This window comes from Pseudomonas sp. IT-P2 (assembly GCF_949767575.1).
GTDB classification, from domain to species: Bacteria; Pseudomonadota; Gammaproteobacteria; order Pseudomonadales; family Pseudomonadaceae; genus Aquipseudomonas; species Aquipseudomonas pharyngis.
In genome coordinates this window covers 23,858-48,267 of record NZ_CATKQA010000044.1, presented here as the reverse complement: position 1 = coordinate 48,267, position 24,410 = coordinate 23,858, and the positions used below count along the sequence as shown (strand labels likewise).

At 63.3% G+C, this 24,410-nt stretch carries 21 protein-coding genes; 17 read left to right on the top strand and 4 right to left on the bottom strand.

The features are described from left to right. Window positions 1-5 precede the first annotated feature (5 nt). From ACM6JM_RS19525 to madM, 11 genes are all read left to right on the top strand, one after another. A complete protein-coding gene (locus ACM6JM_RS19525; protein WP_414882374.1) occupies window positions 6-5,921 on the top strand; it encodes an Hpt domain-containing protein in 5,916 nt (1,971 codons plus the stop codon). Continuing rightward, window positions 5,914-6,384, top strand: a complete 471-nt coding sequence (locus ACM6JM_RS19520) for a chemotaxis protein CheW (RefSeq protein ID WP_414882373.1) — start codon at window positions 5,914-5,916, stop codon at window positions 6,382-6,384. The genes ACM6JM_RS19525 and ACM6JM_RS19520 overlap by 8 nt, the downstream gene beginning before the upstream one ends. Before the next feature lie 99 nt (window positions 6,385-6,483). Further along, window positions 6,484-8,154, top strand: a complete 1,671-nt coding sequence (mdcA, locus tag ACM6JM_RS19515; RefSeq protein WP_134334149.1) for a malonate decarboxylase subunit alpha — start codon at window positions 6,484-6,486, stop codon at window positions 8,152-8,154. After that, a complete protein-coding gene (locus ACM6JM_RS19510) occupies window positions 8,154-9,026 on the top strand; it encodes a triphosphoribosyl-dephospho-CoA synthase (RefSeq protein ID WP_074690174.1) in 873 nt (290 codons plus the stop codon). Before mdcA ends, ACM6JM_RS19510 begins: the two co-directional genes overlap by 1 nt. Next, complete coding sequence (locus ACM6JM_RS19505) at window positions 9,026-9,325, top strand: malonate decarboxylase subunit delta (RefSeq protein WP_039767948.1); 300 nt, start codon at window positions 9,026-9,028, stop codon at window positions 9,323-9,325. The genes ACM6JM_RS19510 and ACM6JM_RS19505 overlap by 1 nt, the downstream gene beginning before the upstream one ends. Beyond that, window positions 9,318-10,169 carry a biotin-independent malonate decarboxylase subunit beta gene (locus tag ACM6JM_RS19500; protein WP_414882372.1) on the top strand — a complete coding sequence of 284 codons (852 nt, stop codon included), beginning with the start codon at window positions 9,318-9,320 and terminating at the stop codon, window positions 10,167-10,169. Before ACM6JM_RS19505 ends, ACM6JM_RS19500 begins: the two co-directional genes overlap by 8 nt. Continuing rightward, window positions 10,166-10,951 (top strand): biotin-independent malonate decarboxylase subunit gamma, encoded by a 786-nt coding sequence (gene mdcE / locus ACM6JM_RS19495; protein ID WP_414882371.1) that lies wholly within the window; start codon window positions 10,166-10,168, stop codon window positions 10,949-10,951. The genes ACM6JM_RS19500 and mdcE overlap by 4 nt, the downstream gene beginning before the upstream one ends. Next, the gene (locus ACM6JM_RS19490; RefSeq protein ID WP_414882370.1) at window positions 10,945-11,565 is read left to right on the top strand and encodes a malonate decarboxylase holo-ACP synthase; all 621 of its coding nucleotides are present in this window, start codon (window positions 10,945-10,947) and stop codon (window positions 11,563-11,565) included. The genes mdcE and ACM6JM_RS19490 overlap by 7 nt, the downstream gene beginning before the upstream one ends. Beyond that, window positions 11,562-12,482 (top strand): malonate decarboxylase subunit epsilon, encoded by a 921-nt coding sequence (mdcH, locus tag ACM6JM_RS19485; RefSeq protein WP_414882369.1) that lies wholly within the window; start codon window positions 11,562-11,564, stop codon window positions 12,480-12,482. The genes ACM6JM_RS19490 and mdcH overlap by 4 nt, the downstream gene beginning before the upstream one ends. Window positions 12,483-12,546: 64 nt before the next feature. Next, window positions 12,547-12,963, top strand: coding sequence for a malonate transporter subunit MadL (gene madL, locus ACM6JM_RS19480; RefSeq protein WP_414882368.1), 417 nt, complete (start codon window positions 12,547-12,549; stop codon window positions 12,961-12,963). Window position 12,964: 1 nt separating this feature from the next. Beyond that, the gene (madM, locus tag ACM6JM_RS19475; protein WP_007953314.1) at window positions 12,965-13,729 is read left to right on the top strand and encodes a malonate transporter subunit MadM; all 765 of its coding nucleotides are present in this window, start codon (window positions 12,965-12,967) and stop codon (window positions 13,727-13,729) included. A gap of 61 nt (window positions 13,730-13,790) precedes the next feature. Here the strand turns inward: madM and ACM6JM_RS19470 are convergent, their stop codons facing one another. Next, window positions 13,791-14,711: a LysR substrate-binding domain-containing protein gene (locus ACM6JM_RS19470; RefSeq protein ID WP_039767953.1), complete on the bottom strand. Its 921-nt coding sequence runs from the start codon at window positions 14,709-14,711 to the stop codon at window positions 13,791-13,793. A gap of 141 nt (window positions 14,712-14,852) precedes the next feature. Here ACM6JM_RS19470 and trhA point away from each other — a divergent pair, with 141 nt between their 5' ends. Then, window positions 14,853-15,470, top strand: a complete 618-nt coding sequence (trhA, locus tag ACM6JM_RS19465) for a PAQR family membrane homeostasis protein TrhA (protein ID WP_011336351.1) — start codon at window positions 14,853-14,855, stop codon at window positions 15,468-15,470. Here trhA and ACM6JM_RS19460 read toward each other — a convergent pair. Next, window positions 15,467-16,378, bottom strand: a complete 912-nt coding sequence (locus ACM6JM_RS19460) for a LysR family transcriptional regulator (RefSeq protein ID WP_414882367.1) — start codon at window positions 16,376-16,378, stop codon at window positions 15,467-15,469. The genes trhA and ACM6JM_RS19460 overlap by 4 nt on opposite strands. A gap of 108 nt (window positions 16,379-16,486) precedes the next feature. On the opposite strand from ACM6JM_RS19460, the gene ACM6JM_RS19455 reads away from it, so the two are divergent. Next, window positions 16,487-17,728, top strand: coding sequence for a D-amino acid dehydrogenase (locus ACM6JM_RS19455; protein ID WP_414882366.1), 1,242 nt, complete (start codon window positions 16,487-16,489; stop codon window positions 17,726-17,728). A 41-nt stretch (window positions 17,729-17,769) separates the two neighbouring features. After that, window positions 17,770-18,672, top strand: coding sequence for a transporter substrate-binding domain-containing protein (locus tag ACM6JM_RS19450; RefSeq protein ID WP_414882365.1), 903 nt, complete (start codon window positions 17,770-17,772; stop codon window positions 18,670-18,672). A gap of 4 nt (window positions 18,673-18,676) precedes the next feature. Here ACM6JM_RS19450 and ACM6JM_RS19445 read toward each other — a convergent pair whose 3' ends face one another. Both ACM6JM_RS19445 and ACM6JM_RS19440 read right to left on the bottom strand, forming a co-directional pair. Then, window positions 18,677-19,396, bottom strand: coding sequence for a 16S rRNA (uracil(1498)-N(3))-methyltransferase (locus ACM6JM_RS19445; protein WP_108563458.1), 720 nt, complete (start codon window positions 19,394-19,396; stop codon window positions 18,677-18,679). Window positions 19,397-19,541: 145 nt separating this feature from the next. After that, complete coding sequence (locus ACM6JM_RS19440; protein WP_163976701.1) at window positions 19,542-20,948, bottom strand: adenosylmethionine--8-amino-7-oxononanoate transaminase; 1,407 nt, start codon at window positions 20,946-20,948, stop codon at window positions 19,542-19,544. A gap of 223 nt (window positions 20,949-21,171) precedes the next feature. Between ACM6JM_RS19440 and ACM6JM_RS19435 the strand changes: the two genes are divergently transcribed. The 3 genes from ACM6JM_RS19435 to ACM6JM_RS19425 all read left to right on the top strand — a co-directional run bounded on the left by ACM6JM_RS19435 (window position 21,172) and on the right by ACM6JM_RS19425 (window position 24,405). Next, window positions 21,172-22,950: a flavin monoamine oxidase family protein gene (locus ACM6JM_RS19435; RefSeq protein ID WP_039767959.1), complete on the top strand. Its 1,779-nt coding sequence runs from the start codon at window positions 21,172-21,174 to the stop codon at window positions 22,948-22,950. A gap of 277 nt (window positions 22,951-23,227) precedes the next feature. After that, window positions 23,228-23,779 (top strand): cytochrome b, encoded by a 552-nt coding sequence (locus ACM6JM_RS19430; protein WP_064600029.1) that lies wholly within the window; start codon window positions 23,228-23,230, stop codon window positions 23,777-23,779. A 32-nt stretch (window positions 23,780-23,811) separates the two neighbouring features. Then, window positions 23,812-24,405, top strand: a complete 594-nt coding sequence (locus ACM6JM_RS19425; protein WP_039768113.1) for a YceI family protein — start codon at window positions 23,812-23,814, stop codon at window positions 24,403-24,405. The last annotated feature ends 5 nt before the right edge of the window (window positions 24,406-24,410 follow it).

Below are 24,410 nucleotides of genomic sequence, written 5' to 3'. Positions count from 1 at the left end.
TGGTTATGGGTGACCGGCACGATTACGTGGCCCTCGAATGGGTCAAGGGTGAAATCGCCGAGACGCTGAGGCAGGCGCATCAGGCCATCGAAGCCGTGCTCGACGATCCGCAGTCCGTGCCCGGGCTGGACGAATGCCTGGCCTGCATCCATCAGGTACACGGCAGCCTGCAGATGGTCGAGTTCTACGGCGCGGCATTGCTCGCCGAAGAAATGGAACACCTGGTCGAAGCGTTGCAGAACGACCGCGTCAGCCACCGCGACGAAGCGCTGCACTTGCTGTTGCAGGCGCTGGGTCAATTGCCGACCTACCTCGACCGGGTGCAGGGCGCCCGCCGTGACCTGCCGCTGGTGGTGCTGCCGCTGATCAACGACTTGCGCAGCGCCCGGGGCGAAAGCCTGTTGTCGGAAACCAGCCTGTTCAGCCCGCAGTTGCCCGAGCTGTCACCCCTGAGTCCGCAAGCGCTGGCCCTGCTTGAACCGGCAGAACTGCCGAATGTGCTGCGCAAATTGCGCCAGATGCTGCAAATGGCGCTGGTCGGATTGCTCCGCGAACAGGATGACCAGACGCACCTCGGTTATCTGGCCAAGGTCTTCACCCGCCTCGAAGCGTTGAGCGGTAACTCGCCGCTGAGCCCGTTGTGGCAGGTCGCGTCGGCGCTGGTCGAGGGCATGCGTGAGGGGCGGATCGCCAACAGTCCGGCCCTGCGCAGCCTGTTCAAGGACGCCGACAAGGAACTCAAGCGCCTGCTCGAACAGGGCATGCCCGGCCTCAACCAGCCGCCACCGCCTGAACTGCTGAAAAGCCTGCTGTTTTATATCGCCAAAGCCGAACATCCCACCGGGCAGATGCTGACCATGAAAGATCGCTACTCCCTGGACGACGCGCTGCCCGACAGCGCGATGGTCGACGAAGAACGCGCGCGTCTGGCCGGCCCCGACCGCGATGCCATGCGCTCGGTGCTCGCGGCGCTGTGCGAAGAGCTGGTGCGGGTCAAGGAACGCCTCGACCTGTTCGTGCGCAGCGACCGCCAGCACGCCTCGGACCTGGACAGCCTGCTGGCGCCGCTGCGGCAGATCGCCGACACCCTGGCGGTGCTCGGTTTCGGCCAGCCGCGCAAGGTGATCATCGATCAACTGGCGGTGGTGCTCAGTCTCGCCCAGGGTCAGCGCGAACCGAACGACGCCACGCTGATGGACGTCGCCGGCGCCTTGCTCTACGTCGAGGCGACGCTGGCCGGGATGGTCGGTACGGTGGAGCCGGAGAGCCCGGATGACTCGCGGCTGCCGACCACCGACCTGACGCAGATTCATCAGATCGTGATCAAGGAAGCGCGCATCTGTCTGCAACAGGCCAAGGACATGATCGTCGACTACATCGACGCCGACTGGGATCGCCAGCAACTGCAAAGCCTGCCGGCGCTGCTGACCCAGGTGCGCGGCGCGCTGGCGATGATTCCGCTGGCGCGGGCGGCCAGCCTGCTCGAAGCCTGCAACGGATTTATCCGCGAGCACCTGTTGCTCGACCCGCACGAGCCGGGGTGGCAGCAACTCGACAGCCTCGCCGACGCCATCACCAGCCTCGAGTACTACCTCGAGCGCCTGAGCGACGACCCGCAGGCACCCAGCGAGCACTTGCTGGATATCGCGCAGAAAAGCCTCGCCAGTCTCGGTTTCTTTCCTGACGAACAGCCCGGCGAGCCGCATGTGCCTGTGCTCGATGATGTGCTCAGCCCCAGCGAAGCGCTGGTGATGCAGGATTTGCAGGAGCTGGACGACCCGCAGATCGTGCAGTCGTTGGCGGAAGTGCTGGCCAGCCCGGTGTCGGCGGTCAACCCGCCGGCGCTGACCACGCCGGGCAGCCTGCTGCCGCCACCGGCCGATGAAGAACCGGTGGACGACGAGCTGCGCGAAGTGTTCCTCGAAGAGACCGGGGAAGTGCTCGAGGTGCTGAGCGAATACCTGCCGCGCTGGTCTGCCGCGCCCGATGACCGCGCCGCCCTGAGTGAACTGCGCCGCGCCTTCCACACCCTCAAGGGCAGCGGCCGGATGGTGCGCGCGCTGGTCCTCGGCGAGCTGGCCTGGGCAGTGGAAAACCTGCTCAACCGCGTGCTGGAACACAGCGTCGAACCCGGCCCGGCGGTGCGCCAGTTGCTGGCCGACACGCTGCTGCTGTTGCCGGACCTGATCGGCGAATTCGCCACCAACGGCCAGCGCCAACGCCACGATGTCGATCAACTGGCGGCCCGCGCCCACGCGCTGGCCAAGGGCGACACGCCGCTGCCGGCCGAAGATGTGGAAGATGTCGCGGCCCTCGATCCGCTGTTGCTGGAGATCTTCCGCAACGAAGCCGAAACCCACCTCGCCAGCCTCAATCGTTTTCTCGATCAGGCTGCCGAGCATGTGCCGTTGCAGGCCAGCGACGAGTTGCAGCGCGCGCTGCACACCCTCAAGGGCAGCGCCTCGATGGCGGGGGTGTCACCGATTGCCGAACTGGCGGCACCGCTCGACAAGCTCGCCCGGGAATTCAAGGCCCATCAGCTGGCGCTGGACCTCGACGAAGTGGAACTGCTGCTCGAAGCCGAGGGCCTGTTTCGCGTCGGTCTGCGTCAGCTCAAACACGATCCGCTGGCGCCGATTGTCGGCGCGCAGTCGCTGATCAAACGTACCGAAACCCTGCTCGGCGAGCGCCTGGAGTCGATCCTCAGCGCCCCCAGCAGCGCCTTGCGGGTCAAACGCGATCCGCAACTGATCAACAACTTTCTGGCCCAGGGCATGGACATCCTGCTCGACGCCGAAAGCCTCTTGCAGCGCTGGCAGCAGCACCCCGGCGAACGTCAGGAACTCAGCGCGCTGCTGGATGAGCTGACCACCCTGGGCGAGGGCGCGCACCTGGCGGATCTGCTGCCGGTGGATGTGCTGTGTGAAGCCTTGCTCGATCTTTACGGCGCTGTCGAAGAAAGCAGCCTGGCGGTCAGCGAGCGGTTTTTCCATGAGGCGCAGCAGGCTCATGAAGCGCTGATCAACATGCTCGACGAACTGGCCGCCGGCCAGGAAATTACCCCGCAACCGCAGCGCATCCGCGCCTTGCACGAGTTGCTCGACGAGAGCCTCGATCCGTCGTCCATGGGTCTGATCCGCAGCGACGGCAGCCGCACCCTGAGCATCCGTGAACTGGGCAGCGCCACCGCCGAACTGCAGCAACACAGCATCGACAGCGGGGCGGACGACGAGATCGTCGAGATCTTCCTCGAAGAAGCGGTGGACATTCTCGACAGCGCCGGCCAAGCCTTGCAGCGCTGGCTGAAGGATCCGGAAAACGGCGCACCGCTGTCGTCGCTGCAACGGGATCTGCACACGCTCAAGGGCGGCGCGCGGATGGCCGAGGTGGCGGCCGTCGGTGATCTGGCCCATGAACTGGAAGGCCTTTACCAAGGGCTGGTGGATCGTCGGTACAGCCACAGCGAAGCTCTGGATCGATTGCTGCGCCAGAGCCACGAGCGCCTGGCGCTGTTCCTCGAACAGTTGCACCGGCACCAGCCGCTGGATCCGGCGCAGGACCTGATCGAGGCGATCCGCCGCTTTCGCCAGGGCCCGAGCGCCAGTCCTGAGACGCCGACCGTTTCCGCCACACAGGATGGCCCCGGACACGATCCGGAGCTGCTGGAGATCTTCCTCGAGGAAGGTTTCGACATCATCGAAAACTCCGGCGCCGCGTTGCTGCGCTGGCAGGCCGAACCCGGCAATCGCCAGGAAGTGGAAACCCTGCTGCGCGATCTGCACACCCTCAAGGGCGGCGCGCGGATGGTGGAAATCGGCCCGATCGGCGACCTTGCTCATGAGTTGGAAAACCTTTACGAAAGCCTGTCTGCCGGCACCCTGCAGGGCAGCGCCGAACTGTTCGCGCTGTTGCAGCGTGGCCATGACCGCTTGGCGCAGATGCTCGACGGGGTGCGCGCCGGTCAGCCGTGTCCGCCGGCGGACCGCCTGATCAGCGCGATCCAGAATTTCAGCCATCCCGTGCCGGTGCAAACCCCGGCGCCCGTGCCGCCGGTTGCGGTCAAGGCCGAGCCTGCGGCCCCGGCGCCCGAGACCGGGGCGGACATGGTCAAGGTCTCCGCCGAACTGCTGGATGAACTGGTCAACCTCGCTGGCGAAACCTCGATTTTCCGTGGGCGCATCGAGCAGCAAGTCAACGATGCGCAGACCGCCCTGCACGAGATGGAAACCACCATCGAGCGTATGCGCGACCAGTTGCGCCGGCTCGACACCGAAACCCAGGGACGGATCCTCAGCCGCCAGCAAGTGGACGCCGAACGCCTCGGCTACGAAGATTTCGACCCGCTGGAAATGGACCGCCATTCGCAGTTGCAGCAGCTGTCTCGGGCGCTGTTCGAATCCGCTTCCGACTTGCTGGATTTGAAGGAAACCCTCGACCGGCGCACCCACGACGCCGAGAACCTGTTGCAGCAGCAGGGCCGGATCAACACCGAGTTGCAGGAAGGCCTGATGCGCACGCGCATGGTGCCGTTCGAGCGCATGTTGCCGCGTCTGAAACGCATCGTCCGACAGGTCGCCGAAGAGTTGGGCAAGGACGTGGCGTTCAGCGTCGGCAACGCCGAAGGCGAGATGGACCGCAATGTCCTCGAACGCATGGCGGCGCCGCTGGAACACATGCTGCGCAATGCCGTCGACCATGGTCTGGAGTCCGCCGACGTCCGACTGGCGGCGGGCAAACCGGCGCAAGGGCAGATCAGCCTCGACCTGTCCCGCGAGGGCGGCGACATCGTGTTCGACATCCGCGACGATGGCGCCGGTGTGCCGCTGGATGCCGTGCGGCGCAAGGCGATCAAGCGCGGTCTGCTGGCGCCGGACGCCGACATCAGCGACCGCGAAGTGTTGCAGTTCATCCTCCAGCCAGGCTTTTCCACGGCCGAGAAAATCACCCAGATTTCCGGGCGCGGCGTGGGCATGGACGTGGTGCACGAAGAAGTCCGGCAATTGGGCGGCAGCATGAGCATCGATTCGGTGCCGGGGCAGGGCGTGCATTTTCGCATTCGCCTGCCGTTCACCGTATCGGTCAACCGTGCGCTGATGGTGCAGTGTGGCGAGGATCAATACGCGATTCCGCTGAACACCATCGACGGCATCGTCCGCGTGCTGCCGAATGAACTGGACGGGCATTTCCGCCTCGATCCGCCGACTTATCAGTACGGCGGCCAGCGTTATGAGCTGTGCTACCTGGGCGAGCTACTGAAAACCGCGCCACGGCCGAAGCTGTCCGGCCAGAGCCTGCCGGTGCCGGTGTTGCTGGTACAGTGCGGCGACCGGCACATCGCCGTGCAGGTCGACACGATGGCCGGCACCCGCGAGATCGTGGTCAAGAGCCTCGGCCCGCAGTTCGCATCGGTGCAGAGCGTGTCCGGGGCGACGATTCTCGGCGATGGTCGGGTGGTGCTGATTCTCGACCTGCTGGCGCCGATCCGCGCGATGCAGGCGCGGTTGCCGCAGCGTCCGGCCGGCCATGAAATCGAGAGCGAACCGCACAAGCCGTTGCTGGTGATGGTGGTCGACGATTCGGTCACGGTGCGCAAGGTCACCAGCCGCCTGCTCGAACGTCATGGCATGAACGTGCTGACCGCCAAGGACGGGGTCGATGCCATGCTGCTGCTGGAAGAACACATGCCGGACCTGATGCTGCTCGACATCGAAATGCCGCGCATGGATGGCTTCGAAGTGGCGACCCAGGTGCGCCACGACGAACGCCTGCAACATCTGCCGATCATCATGATCACCTCGCGCACCGGGCAGAAACACCGCGACCGCGCGATGGCCATCGGCGTCAACGACTACCTCGGCAAGCCGTACCAGGAATCGGTGCTGCTCGAAAGCATCGCCCTGTGGAGCAAAAAACATGCATGAACGCCAGCACAATCAACGCGCCAGCCAGCTCACCGGGCTGCTGCTGCCGCTGGCGGATCGCAACCTGATCCTGCCCAACGTCGCCGTCGCCGAGCTGATCGACTACCAGTCCAGCGCCTTCGATCTCGACACACCGCCGTGGTATCTCGGTCGGGTGACCTGGCGTGAGCGGCAGATTCCGCTGCTGAGTTTCGAGTCGGCGTGCGGCAACAGGATCGTCATCGGCGAACGGGCACGGATCGTCATCCTCAACGCCCTCGGCGGGCGGCCGGAATTGAAGTTCATCGCGCTGCTGGTGCAGGGGATTCCGCGCTCGTACAAGCTCGACAGTCAGTTGAGTTATGTCGACGTGCCGTTGTGTGCGCTGGAGCAGGCGGCGGTGCAGGTGGGGGAGCAGGTGGCGAAGGTGCCGGATTTGTTGGCGCTGGAGACGTTGTTGGTAGATGCGGGGCTTGTCGACTGATCGTTACGCTGACCGTAATGATTCATCACCGCGCTTGATTGATGCCCCCACTCGACACTCCTAAGGTAGCTCCACGACAGCGAACCCCGTGGAGTGAGCATGACAACAACCAATTCCCCCGACTCGCGCTGGACGCGGCGGCGTGACGAGAAGCAGCGGCGCCTCGACAAGGTGCGCGGGCTGGCCGACGGTGCGGTGTTGCCCACCGACAGGATCGTCGCGGCACTCGAAGCGCTGATCCTGCCCGGCGACCGTGTGGTGCTGGAGGGCAACAACCAGAAGCAGGCGGATTTCCTCTCGCGCTCTCTGGCCAAGGCCGATCCTGAAAAGCTCCACGACCTGCACATGATCATGCCCAGTGTCGGTCGCTCCGAGCATCTGGACCTGTTCGAGCGCGGTATCGCCCGCAAGCTGGATTTCTCCTTCGCCGGCACCCAGAGCCTGCGCATCAGCCAGTTGCTTGAAGACGGTCTGCTGGAAATCGGCGCGATCCACACCTACATCGAACTCTACGCCCGGCTGGTGGTGGACCTGATTCCCAATGTCGTGCTCTCGGCCGGGTTCATGGCCGACCGTGCCGGCAACATCTACACCGGCCCAAGCACCGAAGACACTCCGGCGCTGATCGAACCGGCAGCCTTCAGCGACGGCATCGTCATCGTCCAGGTCAATCAACTGGTGGACGACGTCAGCGAACTGCCTCGTGTGGACATCCCCGCATCGTGGGTCGATTTCGTGGTGGTGGCGGACAAGCCGTTCTACATCGAACCGCTGTTCACCCGCGACCCTCGGCACATCAAGCCTGTGCACGTGCTGATGGCGATGATGGCGATCCGCGGGATCTACGAAAAACACAACGTGCAGTCGCTGAACCACGGCATCGGTTTCAACACCGCGGCCATCGAACTGATCCTGCCGACCTACGGCGAATCCCTCGGCCTCAAGGGCAAGATCTGTCGCAACTGGACGCTCAACCCGCACCCGACGCTGATCCCGGCGATTGAAAGCGGCTGGGTCGAAAGCGTGCATTGCTTCGGCACCGAACTGGGCATGGAAAACTACATCGCCGCTCGCCCCGACGTGTTCTTCACCGGTCGCGACGGCTCGCTGCGTTCCAACCGGATGTTCTGCCAACTGGCCGGGCAGTACGCGGTGGACCTGTTCATCGGCGCGACCCTGCAAGTCGATGGCGATGGTCATTCCTCCACCGTCACCCGTGGTCGTCTCGCCGGTTTTGGTGGCGCGCCGAACATGGGCCACGACCCGCGCGGCCGTCGTCACGGCACCCCGGCGTGGCTTGATATGCGCCACGATGATTCGCAGCAACCGATGCTCGAACGCGGCAAGAAACTCGTGGTGCAGATGGTCGAGACCTTCCAGGAGGGCGGCAAACCGACCTTCGTCGAAACCCTCGATGCGGTGGAGGTCGCGAAAAAAAGCGGCATGCCGCTGGCGCCGATCATGATCTACGGCGACGACGTCACCCACCTGCTGACCGAAGAAGGCATCGCCTACCTGTACAAGGCGCGCTCGCTGGAAGAGCGTCAGGCGATGATCGCTGCGGTCGCCGGCGTCACCGCCATCGGCCTGCGCCATAACCCGAAAGACACCGAACGCATGCGCCGCGAAGGCCTGATTGCCTTGCCCGAAGACCTCGGCATCCGTCGCACCGACGCCACCCGCGAATTGCTGGCGGCGAAAAGCGTGGCCGATCTGGTCGAGTGGTCCGGCGGCCTCTACAACCCGCCCGCCAAGTTCAGGAGTTGGTAATGCACGCACTCAACCTGCAACCCAAAACCATCACCCTCGCGGAACGGCTGGCGGACCTGGCCGTGGACGCGCTGATCGACGAAGCCGACCTGTCGCCGAAACCGGCGCTGGTCGACCGTCGCGGCAACGGTGCCCACACCGATCTGCACCTGGGATTGATGCATGCCTCGGCATTGGCGCTGTGGCCGGCGTTCAAGGAAATGGCCGAAGCGGCACTTGAGTTCGGCGAGATCGGCTTTCCCCTGCGCGAAGCCATTGGCCGCATCGGCCGGGAAGGCGAGCAAGCGATGCTCGCCACCACCAATGGCGTGAACACCCATCGCGGGGCGATCTGGGCGCTGGGCCTGCTGGTCACGGCTGCTGCGCTGGACACGAAATCCACCAGCGCCAGCGCCGTGACTCTGCGCGCTGCGCGTCTGGCATTGCTCGATGACCGTTATGCGCCGCGTCCGCTGAGTCATGGCGCCCAAGTCGCCCAACGCTACGGCGCTCGCGGTGCCCGCGAAGAAGCACAACTTGGTTTCCCGTCGGTAGTGCAACGCGGCCTGCCGCAGCTCAAACGCAGCCGCGCCGCCGGCCATGGCGAACAGAACGCCCGGCTCGACGCCTTGCTCGCAATCATGACCGACCTCGTCGACACCTGCGTCCTCTATCGCGCTGGCGAACCGGGCCTGCACGCCATGCAACACGGCGCCCAGACAGTGCTCGACGCCGGTGGCAGCGCCAGCCTCACCGGTCGCCGCCGCCTGCACGAACTGGATCAACAACTCATCGCATTGAATGCCTCGCCCGGTGGCGCCGCCGACTTGCTCGCCGCCAGCCTGCTGCTCGATCGAATCGAGCGCGACGGCATCCTTCAGGGAGCGTTTTGATGGAAACCTTATCCTTTGAATTCCCCGCCGGGCAGCCGCCACGCGGTCGGGCGCTGGTCGGTTGTGTCGGTTCGGGCGATCTGGAAGTGCTGATCGAACCGGGCCTGGCCGGCAAGCTGACGATCAACGTGCAGACTTCGGTCAACGGTGCCGAGCAGCGCTGGCAGCATCTGTTCGCACGGATGTTCGACGGCACCACACCACCGGCGATGGCCATTGATATCCACGACTTCGGTGCGACCCCGGGCGTGGTGCGCCTGCGGCTGGAACAAGGCTTCGAGGAGATCGGCCATGACTGACACCTCAGCGCTTCTACACAAACATTCGTTCGTCGAACTCGGCGCACGGCAGCGGGCAAACGCCTTGCTCGACGCCGGCACTTTCCGCGAACTGCTCGACCCGTTTCAGCGCGTCATGTCGCCATGGCTGGAACGCCAGGGCGTGGTGCCGCAGGCCGATGACGGCGTGGTGATCGCCAAGGGCAGCCTCGACGGTTTGCCGGTGGTGATCGCGGCGATTGAAGGCGCGTTTCAGGGCGGCAGCCTCGGTGAAGTCGGCGGCGCAAAAATCGCCGGCGCGCTGGAGCTGGCCGCCGAAGACAACCGCAAAGGCATTCCGACCCGCGCCATCCTGCTGCTGGAAACCGGCGGCGTGCGCCTGCAGGAAGCCAACCTTGGCTTGGCGGCGATTGCCGACATCCACGCGGCGATTGTCGATCTGCAGCAATACCAACCGGTGGTCGGCGTAGTGGCCGGCAGCGTCGGATGCTTTGGCGGGATGTCGATTGCCGCTGCGCTGTGCAGCTACTTGCTGGTGACTCAGGAAGCACGCCTAGGCCTGAACGGCCCGCAGGTGATCGAGCAGGAAGCCGGGATCGAGGAATACGACTCCCGCGACCGGCCCTTCATCTGGAGCCTGACCGGTGGCGAGCAACGTTTCGCCAGTGGTCTGGTGGATCGCTATGTCGCCGATGACGTGGCGCAGATTCGCCAGCAGGTCGGCGAGTTGCTGCAACAAGGCTTGCCGGCGCAACCGCGCAGTCAACGGGCCGAGTGGTTCCTGCAACGCCTGACGAGTCTGGACACTGACAAGCAAATCGAGCCCTCGGTGGTTCGCGATCTGTATCAAGGAGAGCGCTCATGAGTGGTTATTCCGTGCGCGGTTTGAACTGGTTCAACGCCTTGAGCGCGGGTGCGAATGCCGTTGAAGGTTTACCGCCCTCGCTGAAGGTCGCTGACGGGCCACTCGGGCGCTTTATCGCGGTGGTCGCCGATCCGCAAAACCGTTTTCCTCGCGCTCGCAACGGCGAAGTCGGTTTGCTCGAAGGCTGGGGTCTGGCCAAGGCGGTGGATGACGCGATCACCGCCGACCAGGACAAATCGCAAAAACGGCCCTTGATCGCCATCGTCGATGTGCCGAGCCAGGCCTACGGTCGCCGCGAAGAAGCCCTCGGCATTCATCAGGCTTTGGCCGGTGCGGCAGACGCTTATGCCCGCGCGCGGCTGGTCGGGCATCCGGTGATTGCGCTGCTGGTGGGCAAGGCCATGTCCGGGGCGTTTCTCGCTCACGGATATCAGGCCAATCGCTTGATCGCCCTGCGTGATCCGGGGGTGATGGTGCATGCGATGGGCAAGGCGTCGGCGGCGCGGGTGACGTTGCGCAGCGTCGAAGAACTGGAAGCTCTGGCGTCCAGCGTGCCGCCGATGGCCTATGATATCGACAGCTACGCCAGCCTCGGATTGCTTTGGGAAACCTTGTCGGTGCAGCAGATCGAACAGCCGACGGCGGAGGATCTGGCGCGGGTCGGCGAATGCCTGAAGCAAGCCATCGAAGATGTTGGTGCGACTGATTTGAGCAATCGTCTCGGCGCGAAAAACCGCGAAGCCTCCAGCCGCGTACGTGAACTGCTGAGGGCGCAGTGGTGAACAGCGTTCTCGCCCACGACTTGCTGTGGGGCATGACGCCGGCGCAGTTGCCGGCGGATGCGCCGCAGTGGGCGATTGATTCGCTGGCTGCCGGGCAACCGGTGGTGGTGCGGCGGGCGTTGAGTGAAGACGGATGCGTGGCGGTGGGCGTGCGCGGTCGGTTTCGCGAGCAGCGGCTGGCGGCGTTTATGTCTGTCGATTCGATTGCTTGCCGGGTCAGCCCGGAAGCGCTTTGTCAGGTCGAGAGCGCGCGTGATCTGCCGGTCATGCAGGCGCTGCGGCAACTGCGGCCGGTGCTCGAAGATTGCGGATGGATCTGGGGCGTCAGTGGCAGTGTCGGGTTTGAACTGGCGAGCGGGTTTGCGGCCATGCATGAGGCCAGCGATCTCGACCTGATCCTGCGGACACCGCAACTCATCACCCGTAACCAGGCGCGCAAACTGGTGGCGCATTTCGATCAGGCGATCTGCCGGGTCGACCTGCAATTGCAGACGCCGTTCGGTGCCGTCGCCCTGCGCGAATGGGCCGGAAATGCTTCGCGGGTGCTTTTGAAAAACGCCCATGAAGCCTGTCTGGTGTCTGATCCGTGGAACCCGCAGGAGCAGGCAGCGTGAGCAGCCTGCTGGTGTTTCCCGGCCAGGGCGCGCAGCAGCCCGGCATGCTCCAGCGTTTGCCTCGGGAAACGCTGATCGAGGCCAGCGACGAGCTCGGTGAGGATGTCTTGCGGCTGGATTCCAGTGAAGCGCTGCGCAGCACCCGGGCGGTTCAGCTCTGCTTGCTGATCGCCGGCGTTGCAGCCTCGCGTCAGTTGTTGCAGGACGGACTCACCACAGATTACGTCGCCGGCCTGTCCATCGGTGCCTACCCGGCAGCGGTGGTCGCCGGAGCCTTGAGCTTCAGCGATGCGCTGCATCTGGTCAGCCTGCGCGGCGAGTTGATGCAGCAGGCTTATCCACAGGGCTTCGGCATGACCGCGATCATCGGTCTGCAATTATCCACAGTCGAAGATTTGCTGGCTCAGGTGCACGGCGCAGAAACACCGGTGTACCTGGCCAACATCAATGCCGATAACCAGGTGGTGATTGCCGGCAGCGACAAGGCGATGCAAGCGGTCGCCGAGCTGGCGCGCAGTCGTGGCGCCGGTCTGGCAAAACGTCTGGCGGTCAGCGTGCCGTCGCACTGCCCGTTGCTGGATGAGCCTGCGCAAACCCTCGCCGAAGCGTTCATCAGGGTAGAAATGCAAACACCGAAAATCGCTTACCTGAGCGGCAGTCGCGCAAGGCCTGTGACCCAGGTAGAAGCGCTGCGCGACGACCTCGCCTTCAACATGTGCCGCGTGGTGGACTGGCGCGGCACCGTGCAAAGCGCCTACGAGCGCGGCGTACGTCTACAGATCGAACTGCCGCCTGGAGCGGTGCTGACCGGGCTGGCGCGCCGGGTGTTCGAACAGGGGACTGTCGCTGCCTTCGACAGTGCCCGCCTCGACACCTTGCAGGCGCTGTTGCGTGAGGAGGGTAGCCGCCGACTCTAGACCGCCGCGACTCAGGCTTCGAACAACAAAAACAATTCGACGATGCACTTTGAGGACTACAACAATGATTATTTACGGTGTGGCGCTGCTGGCGATCTGTACGCTGGCAGGGGTGATCATGGGTGACATGCTCGGTGTTCTTCTGGGCGTCAAATCCAACGTCGGCGGGGTCGGCATCGCCATGATCCTGTTGATCTGCGCGCGGTTGTGGATGCAGAAACGCGGCGGCATGACCAAGGATTGCGAGATGGGCGTTGGCTTCTGGGGCGCCATGTACATTCCGGTGGTGGTGGCGATGGCCGCGCAACAGAACGTCGTCACCGCCCTGCACGGCGGCCCGGTGGCGGTGCTGGCGGCGATTAGCTCGGTGGTGGTCTGTGGCTGCACCATTGCTTTGATCAGCCGCACCCATAAAGGCGAGCCTTTGCCCGACGAGCCGGCGGAAATCTCCCCGGTCGGCACACCGGTAGGAGGTCGCTGACATGTGGGATCTCATTGAAAAAGGTCTGGAGCACAACGGTCTGATCACTGCCTTTGCCTTCGTCGGCGTGATCATGTGGGTCTCGGTGATTCTCTCCAAACGCCTGACCTTCGGGCGGATTCACGGCTCGGCGATTGCCATCGTCATCGGCCTGGTGCTGGCCTGGGTCGGCGGCACCATGACCGGCGGGCAGAAGGGCCTGGCGGACCTGACGCTGTTCTCCGGCATCGGCCTGATGGGCGGCGCGATGCTGCGGGATTTCGCCATCGTTGCCACGGCGTTTGAAGTGCAGGCGACCGAGGCGAAGAAGGCCGGGATGATCGGCGTGATTGCGCTGCTGCTGGGCACGATCCTGCCGTTCATTGTCGGCGCATGCATGGCCTACGCGTTCGGTTATCGCGATGCGGTGAGCATGACCACCATCGGCGCCGGTGCGGTGACTTACATTGTCGGGCCGGTGACCGGTGCGGCGATTGGCGCGACGTCGGATGTGATGGCGCTGTCGATTGCCACCGGGTTGATCAAGGCGATTCTGGTGATGGTCGGCACGCCGGTGGCGGCGCGCTGGATGGGCCTGGATAACCCGCGCTCGGCGATGGTGTTCGGCGGGCTGGCCGGGACGGTGAGTGGCGTGACGGCGGGGCTGGCGGCGACGGATCGGCGGTTGGTGCCTTATGGGGCGTTGACGGCGACGTTCCACACCGGGCTTGGCTGCCTGCTGGGGCCTTCGCTGCTGTTCTTCATTGTTCGCGGGATTGTTGGCTGAACGTCAAAAGCGCCCTCATGATCGTTCCCACGCGGAGCGTGGGAACGATCATCAGCCGCGATCATTGGGTAGTCTGGCGATTCGCATACATCCGGCACTCCGCCAACAACGCCAGCAGATTCGGATCCCGCTCTTTAGCCTTCAAAAACACCACCCCAATGTGCTGCTGCAACCGGTACTTCTCCTGCAGCGGAATCAGCTTCACCCGGTTCTCGTACACCGCCGCAATCCTCCCCGGCAGCAACGCATAACCGACCCCGGAGCTGACCATGCTCAGCAGGGTGAAGATGTCGTTGACCTGCATCGCTACCTTTGGCTCGAACCCCGCCTGCCGAAACACTCGGATGCCGTCCTGGTGGGTGGCGAAGCCTTGGGTGAGGGTGATGAAGGTTTCGTCGCGCACCTCCGCCAGATCCACTTCGCTGCGTTGGGCGAAGCGCGAATCGGCCGGAGTGGCGAGGAAAATGTCGTCGGAAAACAGTGGAATCTGCTCGCAGTCCGGGTCGTTGACGGTGTCGTCCAGCGACACCAGGATCGCGTCGACTTCCATGTTTTTCAGCTTGTAGAGCAGGTCGATGTTCGAGCCGAGAATCAGGTCGATGTTGAGTTCGCTGCGGCGGATCTTCAAACCCATGATCAATTGCGGCACGGTCTTCACCGTCAGCGAATACAGTGAGCCGAGCTTGAAGCGTTCAGCCGAGAACCCGGCGGCTTCGCGGGTCAGGCGCACGCTTTCGACCACGTCCTGAATCAGCTTCTGCGCCCGTTCTTCGAGCACGTAGGCGCTTTCCAGCGGTGTCAGGTTGCGCCCTTCGTGTTTGAACAGCGGACAGCGCAGGGCGCTTTCCAGCGAATGGATCGCGCGGTGCACGCTGACGTTGCTGGTCTGCAACTCGGCGGCGGCGCGGGCGAGGTTGCCGGTGCGCATGAAGGCGAGGAACACCTCGAGTTTCTTCAGGGTCAATTCTTCGTCGATCAGCATGGCGCGGACTCTTCTTGGTATCGCTCGATTGTGCCCAAATATCAGGACAGGTGCCTGCCTGCGTTGAACGGAAACATTGCGCTTTTACGCTCAAGGCCCGAGCCTTGCGCGTTGCGGTAACGAAATCGAGGTGTGCGACACATGTATCACGGAGAAAAACTGAACGCCTGGACGCATCTGGTCGGTGCGGTAGCGGCGTTTGTCGGGGGCGTCTGGATGCTGGTGATTGCCAGCCTCGACGGCAGCCCTTGGAAGATCGTCAGCGTGGCGATTTATGCCTTTACGTTGCTGGTGCTTTACAGCGCGTCCACCGTGTACCACAGCGTGCGCGGGCGCAAGAAAGCGATCATGAAGAAGGTCGATCACTTTTCGATCTACCTGCTGATCGCCGGCAGTTACACGCCGTTCTGCCTGGTGACCCTGCGCGGGCCGTGGGGCTGGACGCTGTTCGGGATTGTCTGGGGGCTGGCGCTGATCGGCATCCTGCAGGAGATCAAGCCACGCTCGGAGGCGCGGATCCTGTCGATCGTGATCTACGCGGTGATGGGCTGGATCGTGCTGGTGGCGGTCAAGCCGCTGATCGCCGCGCTCGGGACGGCGGGGTTTGCCTGGCTGGCGTCGGGTGGCGTGCTGTACACCGTGGGGATCATCTTCTTTGCCCTCGACCATCGGTTGCGGCATGCCCACGGGATCTGGCATCTGTTCGTGATCGCCGGGAGTTTGCTGCACTTTGTGGCGATTCTGTTTTACGTCCTTTAAGCGCCTATCAGTCGGCCGAGTTGTTCGCTGGCGCGCTGACTGAAGATCTGCAGCAAATCATTCAGCGTATGTGGCGGTGGTTCGGTGGCGCGAGTCACCGCGTACAGCGTGATCGGCAGCGGCGGGGCGAGAGGGCGGATAGTGGTGGTGGCCGATGAGGCACCCAGCGCGGTGAACGGATCGATCACCGTGACACCAGCGCCAGACTCCACCATCGCTCGGGCCAGCGAATACGTCTGCACGGCGATCCGCACACGCGGCGGCGGTTCGACCGCTTCGAGATAACTATCGAGGCGGGCGGCCAATGGATCGGCGCTGGACAGGCCGATCAGCGGCGCTCCCGCCAACGCCATCAGCGGCAACGGCTGACCAGCGTCTTCTTCCGGCCAGTAACCTTTCGGCGCCAGCGCCACCAGAACCCCCGAGGCCAAAGCCTGGGCCTTCAGCCCTGGATGGTCCGGCAACTGCAACGTCAGCGCCACGTCCACTTCGCGCATCAGCAGGTTCTGCATCAGCTCGCGGCTGTGGGCGCTCGACAGTTCGCAGGCGATGTCCGGGAACTGCGCCGTCCACTGCTGGATCGCCGGCGGCAGCAACGACAGCGCCAGCGCCGGGGTCGCGCCGATCCGCAGGCTGTGGCCGGGTTCGCGGCGCAGGCTCTGGGCCAGACGCCGTACGCCTTGAAGGCTTTCGGTGACCTTGTCGACTTCGCGTTCCAGTTCCAGCGCTTCAGGGGTCGCCTGCAACTTGCCGCGCACCCGCAGAAACAACGGAAAGCCCAATTGCTGCTCGGCGTGCTGCAGCACCTTGGTCACCGCCGGTTGCGAGACGTGCAGTAACTGCGCAGCAGCGCTGACCGAGCCGGTCTGGCGAATGGCCTGGAAAATCTCGATGTGACGAAGGCGCATGACGATCCCATAACCTTTGTTTATAGGTTTGGCATCTTTATTCATTGTTCGGCGCCTGTCACCTCACCCTAACCTCGGCCTCGTCTTCAAGAACGATTAAGGACGGACATGGCTCAGCGTGTGTGCATCATCGGCGGCGGCGTGATCGGGCTGGCAACGGCCTGGGCGCTGGTGCGCGACGGTTTCGAAGTGACAGTGGTCGAGGCGCGGCAGTCGCTGGGCAGTGAAACCAGTTTCGCCAACGGCGGCCAGTTGTCCTACCGCTACGTCGCGCCACTGGCCGATGCCGGCGTGCCGTTGCAGGCAATCGGCTGGATGCTGCGTGGCGACTCACCGCTGAAACTTCGCCCGCGCCTGGACCCGGCGCAGTGGCGCTGGATGGCCTCGTTTCTCGCCGCGTGCCGCACCTCGGTCAACCGCGAAAACGCCGCGCATCTGTTGCGTCTGGCGCTGTTCAGCCAGAGCACGCTGAAACGCTGGCGTGAGGACGACGGACTCGTCGGCTTCAACTGGCGACGCAACGGCAAACTGGTGACTTTTCGCAACGCCGCCAGCTTCGAGCATGCACGTAAAGGCCTGGCCGATCCGCAGCAACAGCAGGTGTTGTCCTCCGCCGAATGTGCGCGACTGGAGCCGGCACTGACCGATGCGCTGTTTGTGGGCGCGATCTACACGCCGGATGAAGAAGTTGGCGACTGTCACGGTTTCTGCCAGCAGCTGGCGGCGCGATTGAAGACGTCGGGCCGTTGCGAATTTCGTCTCGGTCAGGCAGTCACCGGCATTCGCCATAGTCACGGCGCCGTCACGGCCATTGAACTTGGCGAAGAGACTTTGCCGGTCGAACAACTGGTGATCGCCGCCGGCCATCGCAGCCCGTTGCTCGCGCTGCCCGGCCTGCGCCTGCCGCTGTATCCGCTGAAGGGCTACAGCCTGACCGTGCCGATTGGCAACGAGCACCGGGCGCCGGACGTGAGCATCACCGACTACGACCGCAAGATCGTCTACGCGCGTATCGGCGAACAACTGCGCGTAGCGGCAATGGTCGACATCGTCGGTTTCGACCCGGCGTTGGACCCCGAGCGGCTGGCGCTGATCAAGCGCCAGGCCCGCGACACCTTTCCCGACGCCGGCCACTATGACGCCGCCGTCGAATGGGCTGGCATGCGCCCGGCCACGCCCACCGGCGTTCCGCTGTTGGGCGCCACGGCCTATCGCAATCTGTGGCTCAACCTCGGCCACGGCGCGCTGGGTTTTACCCTGGCCTGCGGCAGCGGGCAGTTGCTCAGCGAACTGATTGGCGAGCAGCGCACATCCATTGACCTACACGGGTTCAATCCCCGTGCGGCGTGACGGTTTCTGCTAAAACACCCCACCCACAACGGAGAATAACAATGCAAAAAATCACGTTGCTCGGCTGCACACTGGCGCTGGTTTTCGGCGCTCAGGCGCAGGCCAATGAAGTTCCGCTGACCGGTACGCTTGGCAAGATTGCCAGCGCCAACAGCATTACCCTGGGGTATCGCGATGCGTCGGTGCCGTTCTCGTATGTGGGCGATCACACCGGGCAGCCGATGGGGTATTCGGTGGAGCTGGCGGACAAGATCGTCGAGCGCATCAAGCAACAACTGGTGCTGCCGGAGCTGAAGGTGAAGTACAACCTGGTGACGTCGCAGACGCGGATTCCGCTGGTGCAGAACGGCACGGTCGACCTTGAATGCGGCTCCACCGGCGTAACGGCCGAGCGGCAGAAGCAGGTCGCGTTCTCCTACGGTTTCATCTACGTCAAAGGTCAGCTGCTGACCGCCAAGGACAGCGGCATCCACAGCTTCGACGACCTGCGCGGCAAGAACGTGGTGACCACCGCCGGCACCACCAACGAGCGCTATCTGAAGAACTACAACCTCGACCACAAACTGAATATGTTCGTGATCAGCGCCAAGGATCACGGCGAGGCGTTCCAGATGCTGCAATCAGGGCGCGCGGCGGCGTTCTACATGGACGATGCGCTGCTCTACGGCGAGCGGGCCAAGGCACGCGATCCGCACAACTGGGTCGTGGTGGGGGAGGAGCAGTCGCGGGAAATCTACAGCTGCATGGTGCGCAAGGATGATCCGCAGTTTCTTGCGCTGGTGAACGGCGTGTTGGCCGACCTGTACAGCTCGGGGGAGATCAACGGGATCTACCGCAAGTGGTTCGAGCAGCCGATCCCGCCGAAGGGCCTGAACCTTGAGTTCCCGATGACCAGCGAACTCAAGGCAATCATCGCCAGACCAACCAGTGATCCGGTGCAGTGACGGGTTAGAAATCACCCCACAGTTGCTGCGCCACCGCCAGTGCCACAACCGGCGCGGTCTCGGTGCGCAGCACGCGCGGGCCGAGGCGGGCGGCGTGGAAGCCGTTGGCCTTGGCTTGCTCGACTTCGGTGTCGGACAGGCCGCCTTCGGGGCCGATCAGGAACGCCAGCGTTGATGGCTTGGCATGGCTGACCAGCGGTTCGGCCACCGGGTGCAGCACCAGTTTCAGTTCGGCTTCGGTCTGCTTTAGCCAGTCGGCCAGCAACAGCGGTGGATGAATCACCGGCACCCGCGAACGACCACATTGCTCGCAAGCGCTGATCGCCACCTGACGCCAGTGCAGCAGGCGTTTGTCGGCGCGTTCGTCCTTGAGGCGGACTTCGCAGCGCTCGCTGAAGATCGGGGTGATTTCAGTCACGCCCAGTTCGGTGGCTTTCTGGATCGCCCAGTCCATCCGCTCGCCCCGGGACAGGCCCTGGCCGAGGTGGATGTGCAGCGGCGATTCGACCTGACCGGCGAACTGCTCGTCGATCTGCACCACCACGCGCTTCTTGCCGACTTCCACCAGCGATCCGCGAAACTCATGGCCGGAGCCGTCGAACAACTGCACCGCATCGCCCTCGGCCATGCGCAGCACGCGGCTGATGTAATGCGCCTGGGCTTCCGGCAGTTCGTGTTCGCCAGTGCTGAGCGGGGCGTCGATAAAAAAGCGGGACAGTCTCATTTCGGGTCTCTCTGATTAGATCGTTCCCACGCTCCGCGTGGGAATGCAGCCCGGGACGCTCTGCGTCCCAAGAGCGGACGCAGAGCGTCCTGTGAGGCGTTCCCACGCAGAGCATGGGAACGAGCCGTCAACTTAAGTGTTTGGATCAGCCCGGATCACGAAACCCGGGATGGAAATCCTTCGGCACCGCCACACTGACGTTGTCACGGGTGGCAATGTCGATGCCTTCGCTGGCGACTTCGGCGAGCAAGTCGATCTGCTCCGGGGTGATCACGTACGGCGGCAGGAAATACACCACGCTGCCCAGCGGACGCAGCAGCGCACCACGCTCCAGCGCATGCTGGAACACCTTCAGGCCGCGACGTTCCTGCCACGGATAAGCCTCTTTCGTGGCTTTGTCCTTGACCATCTCGATCGCCAGGACCATGCCGGTCTGCCGGACTTCCGAAACATTCGGATGATCCGCCAGATGCGCCGTCGCCGACGCCATGCGTTGAGCCAGCGCCCGGTTGTTTTCGATCACGTTGTCCTGTTCGAAGATATCCAGGGTCGCCAACGCCGCCGCACACGCCAGCGGGTTGCCGGTGTAGCTGTGCGAATGCAGGAAGGCGCGCAGGGTCGGGTAATCGTCGTAGAACGCGCTGTACACCTCGTCGGTGGTCAGGCACGCGGCCAACGGCAGATAACCGCCGGTCAGGGCTTTCGACAGGCACAGGAAGTCCGGGCGGATGCCGGCCTGTTCGCAGGCGAACATCGTCCCGGTGCGGCCGAAGCCGACGGCGATTTCGTCATGGATCAGGTGCACGCCGTAACGGTCGCAGGCCTCGCGCAGCAGCTTGAGGTACACCGGGTGATACATGCGCATGCCGCCGGCGCCCTGGATCAGCGGCTCGACGATCACCGCAGCGACGCTGTCATGATTTTCCGCCAGCGTCTGTTCCATGGCCGCGAACATGTTGCGCGAATGCTCTTCCCAGCTCATGCCCTGCGGGCGCAGGTAGCAATCCGGGCTCGGCACCTTGATGGTGTCCATCAGCAGGGCTTTGTAGGTTTCGGTGAACAACGGCACGTCACCAACCGCCATCGCCGCCATGGTTTCGCCGTGGTAGCTGTTGGTCAGGGTGACGAAGCGTTTCTTGTTCGGCTGACCGCGGTTGAGCCAGTAGTGAAAGCTCATTTTCAGCGCGACTTCGATGCAGGACGAACCGTTATCGGCGTAGAACACCCGGTTCAGGCCTTCCGGCGTCATCTTCACCAGACGCTCGGACAGCTCGATCACTGGCTGATGGCTGAAACCGGCCAGAATCACGTGCTCCAGTTGATCGACCTGATCCTTGATGCGCTGATTGATGCGCGGGTTGGCGTGGCCGAACACGTTGACCCACCAGGAGCTGACCGCATCCAGATAACGCTTGCCCTCGAAGTCTTCCAGCCAGACGCCTTCACCGCGCTTGATCGGGATCAGCGGCAGCTGTTCGTGGTCTTTCATCTGGGTGCAGGGATGCCACAGCACCGCGAGATCGCGTTGCATCCACTGGTTGTTCAGGCCCATGTTCAGTCTCCTCGAGGCGGCTCGCGTCAGGCGCGGGCAAACAATCGCGCAAGCCTATGCAATGCATCGCGCCGGAACAACCCATTGTGTCGATTGAGCTACTTTGTATGGGCCGATAGACGTCGCTGGCGGCGTTTTGATGGCTGACGTATTCTTCGCGGTTCTTTGGGTCGTCTGACCCGCAAAACTGCTTTTTCCTACGTGTATTTCCGGAGTTCGCTGAATGTCTGTCGGTTGGCTGCGCGCCTGTGCGCTGGTGGTGTTGGGGCTGTTCAGCGTTACGGCGCTGGCCAAGGATAAAACCGCGATCGTGATCGGCGGCGGCCTGTCGGGCCTGACGGCGGCTTACGAACTGCAAAACAAGGGCTGGCAGGTCACGCTGCTCGAAGCCAAGCCGAGCCTGGGCGGTCGCTCGGGCATGGCCACCAGCGAGTGGATCGGCAACGACAAGACTCAACCGGTGCTGAACAAGTACGTTTCGACGTTCAAGCTGAGCACCACGCCGGCGCCTGAATTCGTACGGACTCCGGGTTACCTGATCGACGGCGAGTATTTCTCCGCCGCGGACCTGACCACCAAACAGCCCGCCACGGCCGAAGCGCTCAAGCGCTACGAGAAAACCCGTGACGATCTGGCGCGTTCGATCGACGATCCGCAGAACCCGGCGGCGACCAACACCCTGCACGCCCTGGACCAGATCAACGTCTCGAGCTGGCTCGACAAGCAGAACCTGCCGGCCACCGCACGTCAGCTGATCAACCAGGACATCCGCACCCACTACGACGAGCCTTCGCGCCTGTCGCTGCTGTACTTCGCACAGCAAAGCCGGGTGTATCGCGGCGTGTCCGACCGTGACCTGCGCGCTTCGCGTCTGGTCGGTGGCAGCCCGGTGCTGGCCCAGGCCTTCGTCAAACAGTTGAAAACCATCAAGACCAACTCGCCAGTATCTGCCATCACCCAGGACAAGGACGGCGTGACCGTCAAGGTCGGCAGCGTCGGCTACCAGGCCGATTACGTTGTGCTGGCGGTGCCGTTGCGCGCCCTCAACAAGATCCAGCTGACTCCGGCGCTGGACGCCCAGCACCTGGCCGCGATCAAAGGCACCAACTACGGCTGGCGCGACCAGATCATGCTGAAGTTCAAGACGCCGGTATGGGAAAGCAAGGCGCGGATGTCCGGCGAGATCTACAGCAACACTGGCCTTGGCATGTTGTGGATCGAGCCGGCCCTGAAGGGCGGCGCCAACGTGGTGATCAACCTGTCCGGCGATAACGCCCGCGTCATGCAGGCCTTCGGCGACAAGCAGATGGTCGATCAGGTGCTGATTCGCCTGCACACGTTTTATCCACAGGCCCGTGGCTCGTTCACCGGTTATGAAATCCGTCGCTACAGCACCGATCCATCGACCGGTGGTTCCTACCTGGCCTTCGGCCCTGGCCAGATCAGCAAATACTGGCGCCTGTGGGAGCGTCCGCTGCAGCGCGTAGCGTTTGCCGGCGAACACACCGACACCTTGTACCCTGGCACGCTGGAAGGCGCACTGCGCACCGGTCAGCGCGCAGCCAGTCAGGTTGAAGACCTGGCGGCGGGCAAATCCTTCGAACCGGCCAAGGTCGGCCCGGCAGCGGCCACCGCCGCAGCGGCGGGTGCGGGCGCGGCAGTAGCGGCGAAGAAAGGCAACTTCTTCACCAACCTGTTCGGCGGTTCGGACGACGACAAGAAGCCAGAACCGGTGAAAGCGCCAGAGCCGGCACCTGCTCCAGCCGCCCCAGCGCCTGCACCGGCTCCGGCCCCTGCGCCAGCCCCGGTGGAAGCACCGAAGCCAGCGGCCCCGGTGAAAGCCGAGCCGGCGAAGAAAGCGGCAGCCAAACCAGCAGCGAAGAAACCGGCGGCCAAGACCGAAGCGAAAAAACCTGCAGCGAAACCTGCGGCGAAAAAAGCTGAACCGGCGAAGAAGCCAGCGGCCAAACCGGCGGCAAGCACCGAGACCAAAGCGCAGTAAGGCTTGGCGGTGAATGAAAAAGCGCGGCTTTCAGGCCGCGCTTTTTTTTGCCTGAAAGATCGCCATCGCGAGCAGGCTCGCGATGGGATCAATGCGGGCACTGAAATTTGAAGACCTCTCAGCTAACCTCCAGTCACACTTTTGTCTTTAATCTTTCCTTAACTCCCCTGTTCAAGACTCTTGATCGTATTTCTCGATATTTCAAAGCGAAATTTTCCGCTTTAATTCGATAGATAACTCGCTAGTCTTGGTTCGCAGTTCTCACAGGATTTGGGCAATGCAGCTACGTAACTCTTCTTCGCGCTACGGTTGGGTCAGCATCTTCATGCACTGGGGTGTGGCGCTGGTGGTCTTCGGGCTGTTCGCGCTCGGTCTGTGGATGGTGGGGCTGGATTACTACAGCACCTGGCGCAAAGACGCGCCGGATCTGCACAAGAGCATCGGTCTGGTGCTGCTGGGTGTGATGGTGTTGCGGGTGTTGTGGCGCTTTGTCAGCCCACCGCCGCCAACGCTCCAGAGCTACAGCCGCATGACCCGCATCGGCGCCAAGTTCGGCCATGGGTTCCTCTACCTTGCGCTGTTCGCCGTGATGATTGCCGGTTACCTGATTTCCACCGCAGACGGTGTCGGGATTCCGGTGTTTGGCCTGTTTGAAGTTCCTGCACTGGTTTCCGGACTACCGGATCAGGCAGATACCGCCGGTGTGATTCATCTGTACCTGGCATGGGCGCTGGTAATTTTTTCCGGCCTTCATGCGTTGGCAGCATTGAAGCACCACTTTATCGATCGTGATGCGACCCTGACACGAATGCTGGGACGCAAAGCCTGATGTTCAACCTCGACTCCAAAGGAAAACAAAGCATGTTGAAAAAGACTCTGGCCGCTCTGGCAATCGGCTCTGCCGTCCTGTCCGCCAATGTGATGGCCGCTGACTACGTAGTCGACAAAGAAGGCCAGCACGCCTTCGTCGACTTCAAGATCAGCCACCTGGGCTACAGCTACATCACCGGTACCTTCAAGGACATCAGCGGCAAGTTCAGCTTCGATGCTGCCAAGCCTGAAGACAGCAAGATCGAGTTCGACGTGAAGACCGCCAGCGTGTTCACCAACCACGCCGAGCGTGACAAGCACATCTCCAGCAAAGACTTCCTGGACGTGGGCAAATACGCTGATGCCAAGTTCGTCTCCACCAGCGTCAAGTCCACCGGCAAGAACGCCGATGGCAAAGACACTGCCGACGTGACGGGTGACCTGACCCTGCACGGCGTGACCAAGCCGATCGTGGTCAAGGCCACTTTCCTGGGTGAAGGCAAGGATCCATGGGGCGGCTACCGTGCCGGCTTCGAAGGCACTACCAGCATCAAGCGTTCTGATTTCGGCAAGATGATGGACCTGGGTCCACAGTCTGACAAAGTCGACCTGTACATCTCGTTCGAAGGTGTCAAAGCGAAGTAATTTTC

Excerpts from the sequence above, each read along its gene's own strand:
- ACM6JM_RS19525 (WP_414882374.1), top strand. The coding sequence starts at position 6 with ATGGGTGACCGGCACGATTACGTGGCCCTCGAATGGGTCAAGGGTGAA.
- ACM6JM_RS19520 (WP_414882373.1), top strand. The coding sequence starts at position 5,914 with ATGCATGAACGCCAGCACAATCAACGCGCCAGCCAGCTCACCGGGCTG.
- mdcA (WP_134334149.1), top strand. The coding sequence starts at position 6,484 with ATGACAACAACCAATTCCCCCGACTCGCGCTGGACGCGGCGGCGTGAC.
- ACM6JM_RS19510 (WP_074690174.1), top strand. The coding sequence starts at position 8,154 with ATGCACGCACTCAACCTGCAACCCAAAACCATCACCCTCGCGGAACGG.
- ACM6JM_RS19505 (WP_039767948.1), top strand. The coding sequence starts at position 9,026 with ATGGAAACCTTATCCTTTGAATTCCCCGCCGGGCAGCCGCCACGCGGT.
- ACM6JM_RS19500 (WP_414882372.1), top strand. The coding sequence starts at position 9,318 with ATGACTGACACCTCAGCGCTTCTACACAAACATTCGTTCGTCGAACTC.
- mdcE (WP_414882371.1), top strand. The coding sequence starts at position 10,166 with ATGAGTGGTTATTCCGTGCGCGGTTTGAACTGGTTCAACGCCTTGAGC.
- madL (WP_414882368.1), top strand. The coding sequence starts at position 12,547 with ATGATTATTTACGGTGTGGCGCTGCTGGCGATCTGTACGCTGGCAGGG.
- madM (WP_007953314.1), top strand. The coding sequence starts at position 12,965 with ATGTGGGATCTCATTGAAAAAGGTCTGGAGCACAACGGTCTGATCACT.
- ACM6JM_RS19470 (WP_039767953.1), bottom strand. The coding sequence starts at position 14,711 with ATGCTGATCGACGAAGAATTGACCCTGAAGAAACTCGAGGTGTTCCTC.
- trhA (WP_011336351.1), top strand. The coding sequence starts at position 14,853 with ATGTATCACGGAGAAAAACTGAACGCCTGGACGCATCTGGTCGGTGCG.
- ACM6JM_RS19460 (WP_414882367.1), bottom strand. The coding sequence starts at position 16,378 with ATGCGCCTTCGTCACATCGAGATTTTCCAGGCCATTCGCCAGACCGGC.
- ACM6JM_RS19455 (WP_414882366.1), top strand. The coding sequence starts at position 16,487 with ATGGCTCAGCGTGTGTGCATCATCGGCGGCGGCGTGATCGGGCTGGCA.
- ACM6JM_RS19450 (WP_414882365.1), top strand. The coding sequence starts at position 17,770 with ATGCAAAAAATCACGTTGCTCGGCTGCACACTGGCGCTGGTTTTCGGC.
- ACM6JM_RS19445 (WP_108563458.1), bottom strand. The coding sequence starts at position 19,396 with ATGAGACTGTCCCGCTTTTTTATCGACGCCCCGCTCAGCACTGGCGAA.
- ACM6JM_RS19440 (WP_163976701.1), bottom strand. The coding sequence starts at position 20,948 with ATGGGCCTGAACAACCAGTGGATGCAACGCGATCTCGCGGTGCTGTGG.
- ACM6JM_RS19435 (WP_039767959.1), top strand. The coding sequence starts at position 21,172 with ATGTCTGTCGGTTGGCTGCGCGCCTGTGCGCTGGTGGTGTTGGGGCTG.
- ACM6JM_RS19430 (WP_064600029.1), top strand. The coding sequence starts at position 23,228 with ATGCAGCTACGTAACTCTTCTTCGCGCTACGGTTGGGTCAGCATCTTC.
- ACM6JM_RS19425 (WP_039768113.1), top strand. The coding sequence starts at position 23,812 with ATGTTGAAAAAGACTCTGGCCGCTCTGGCAATCGGCTCTGCCGTCCTG.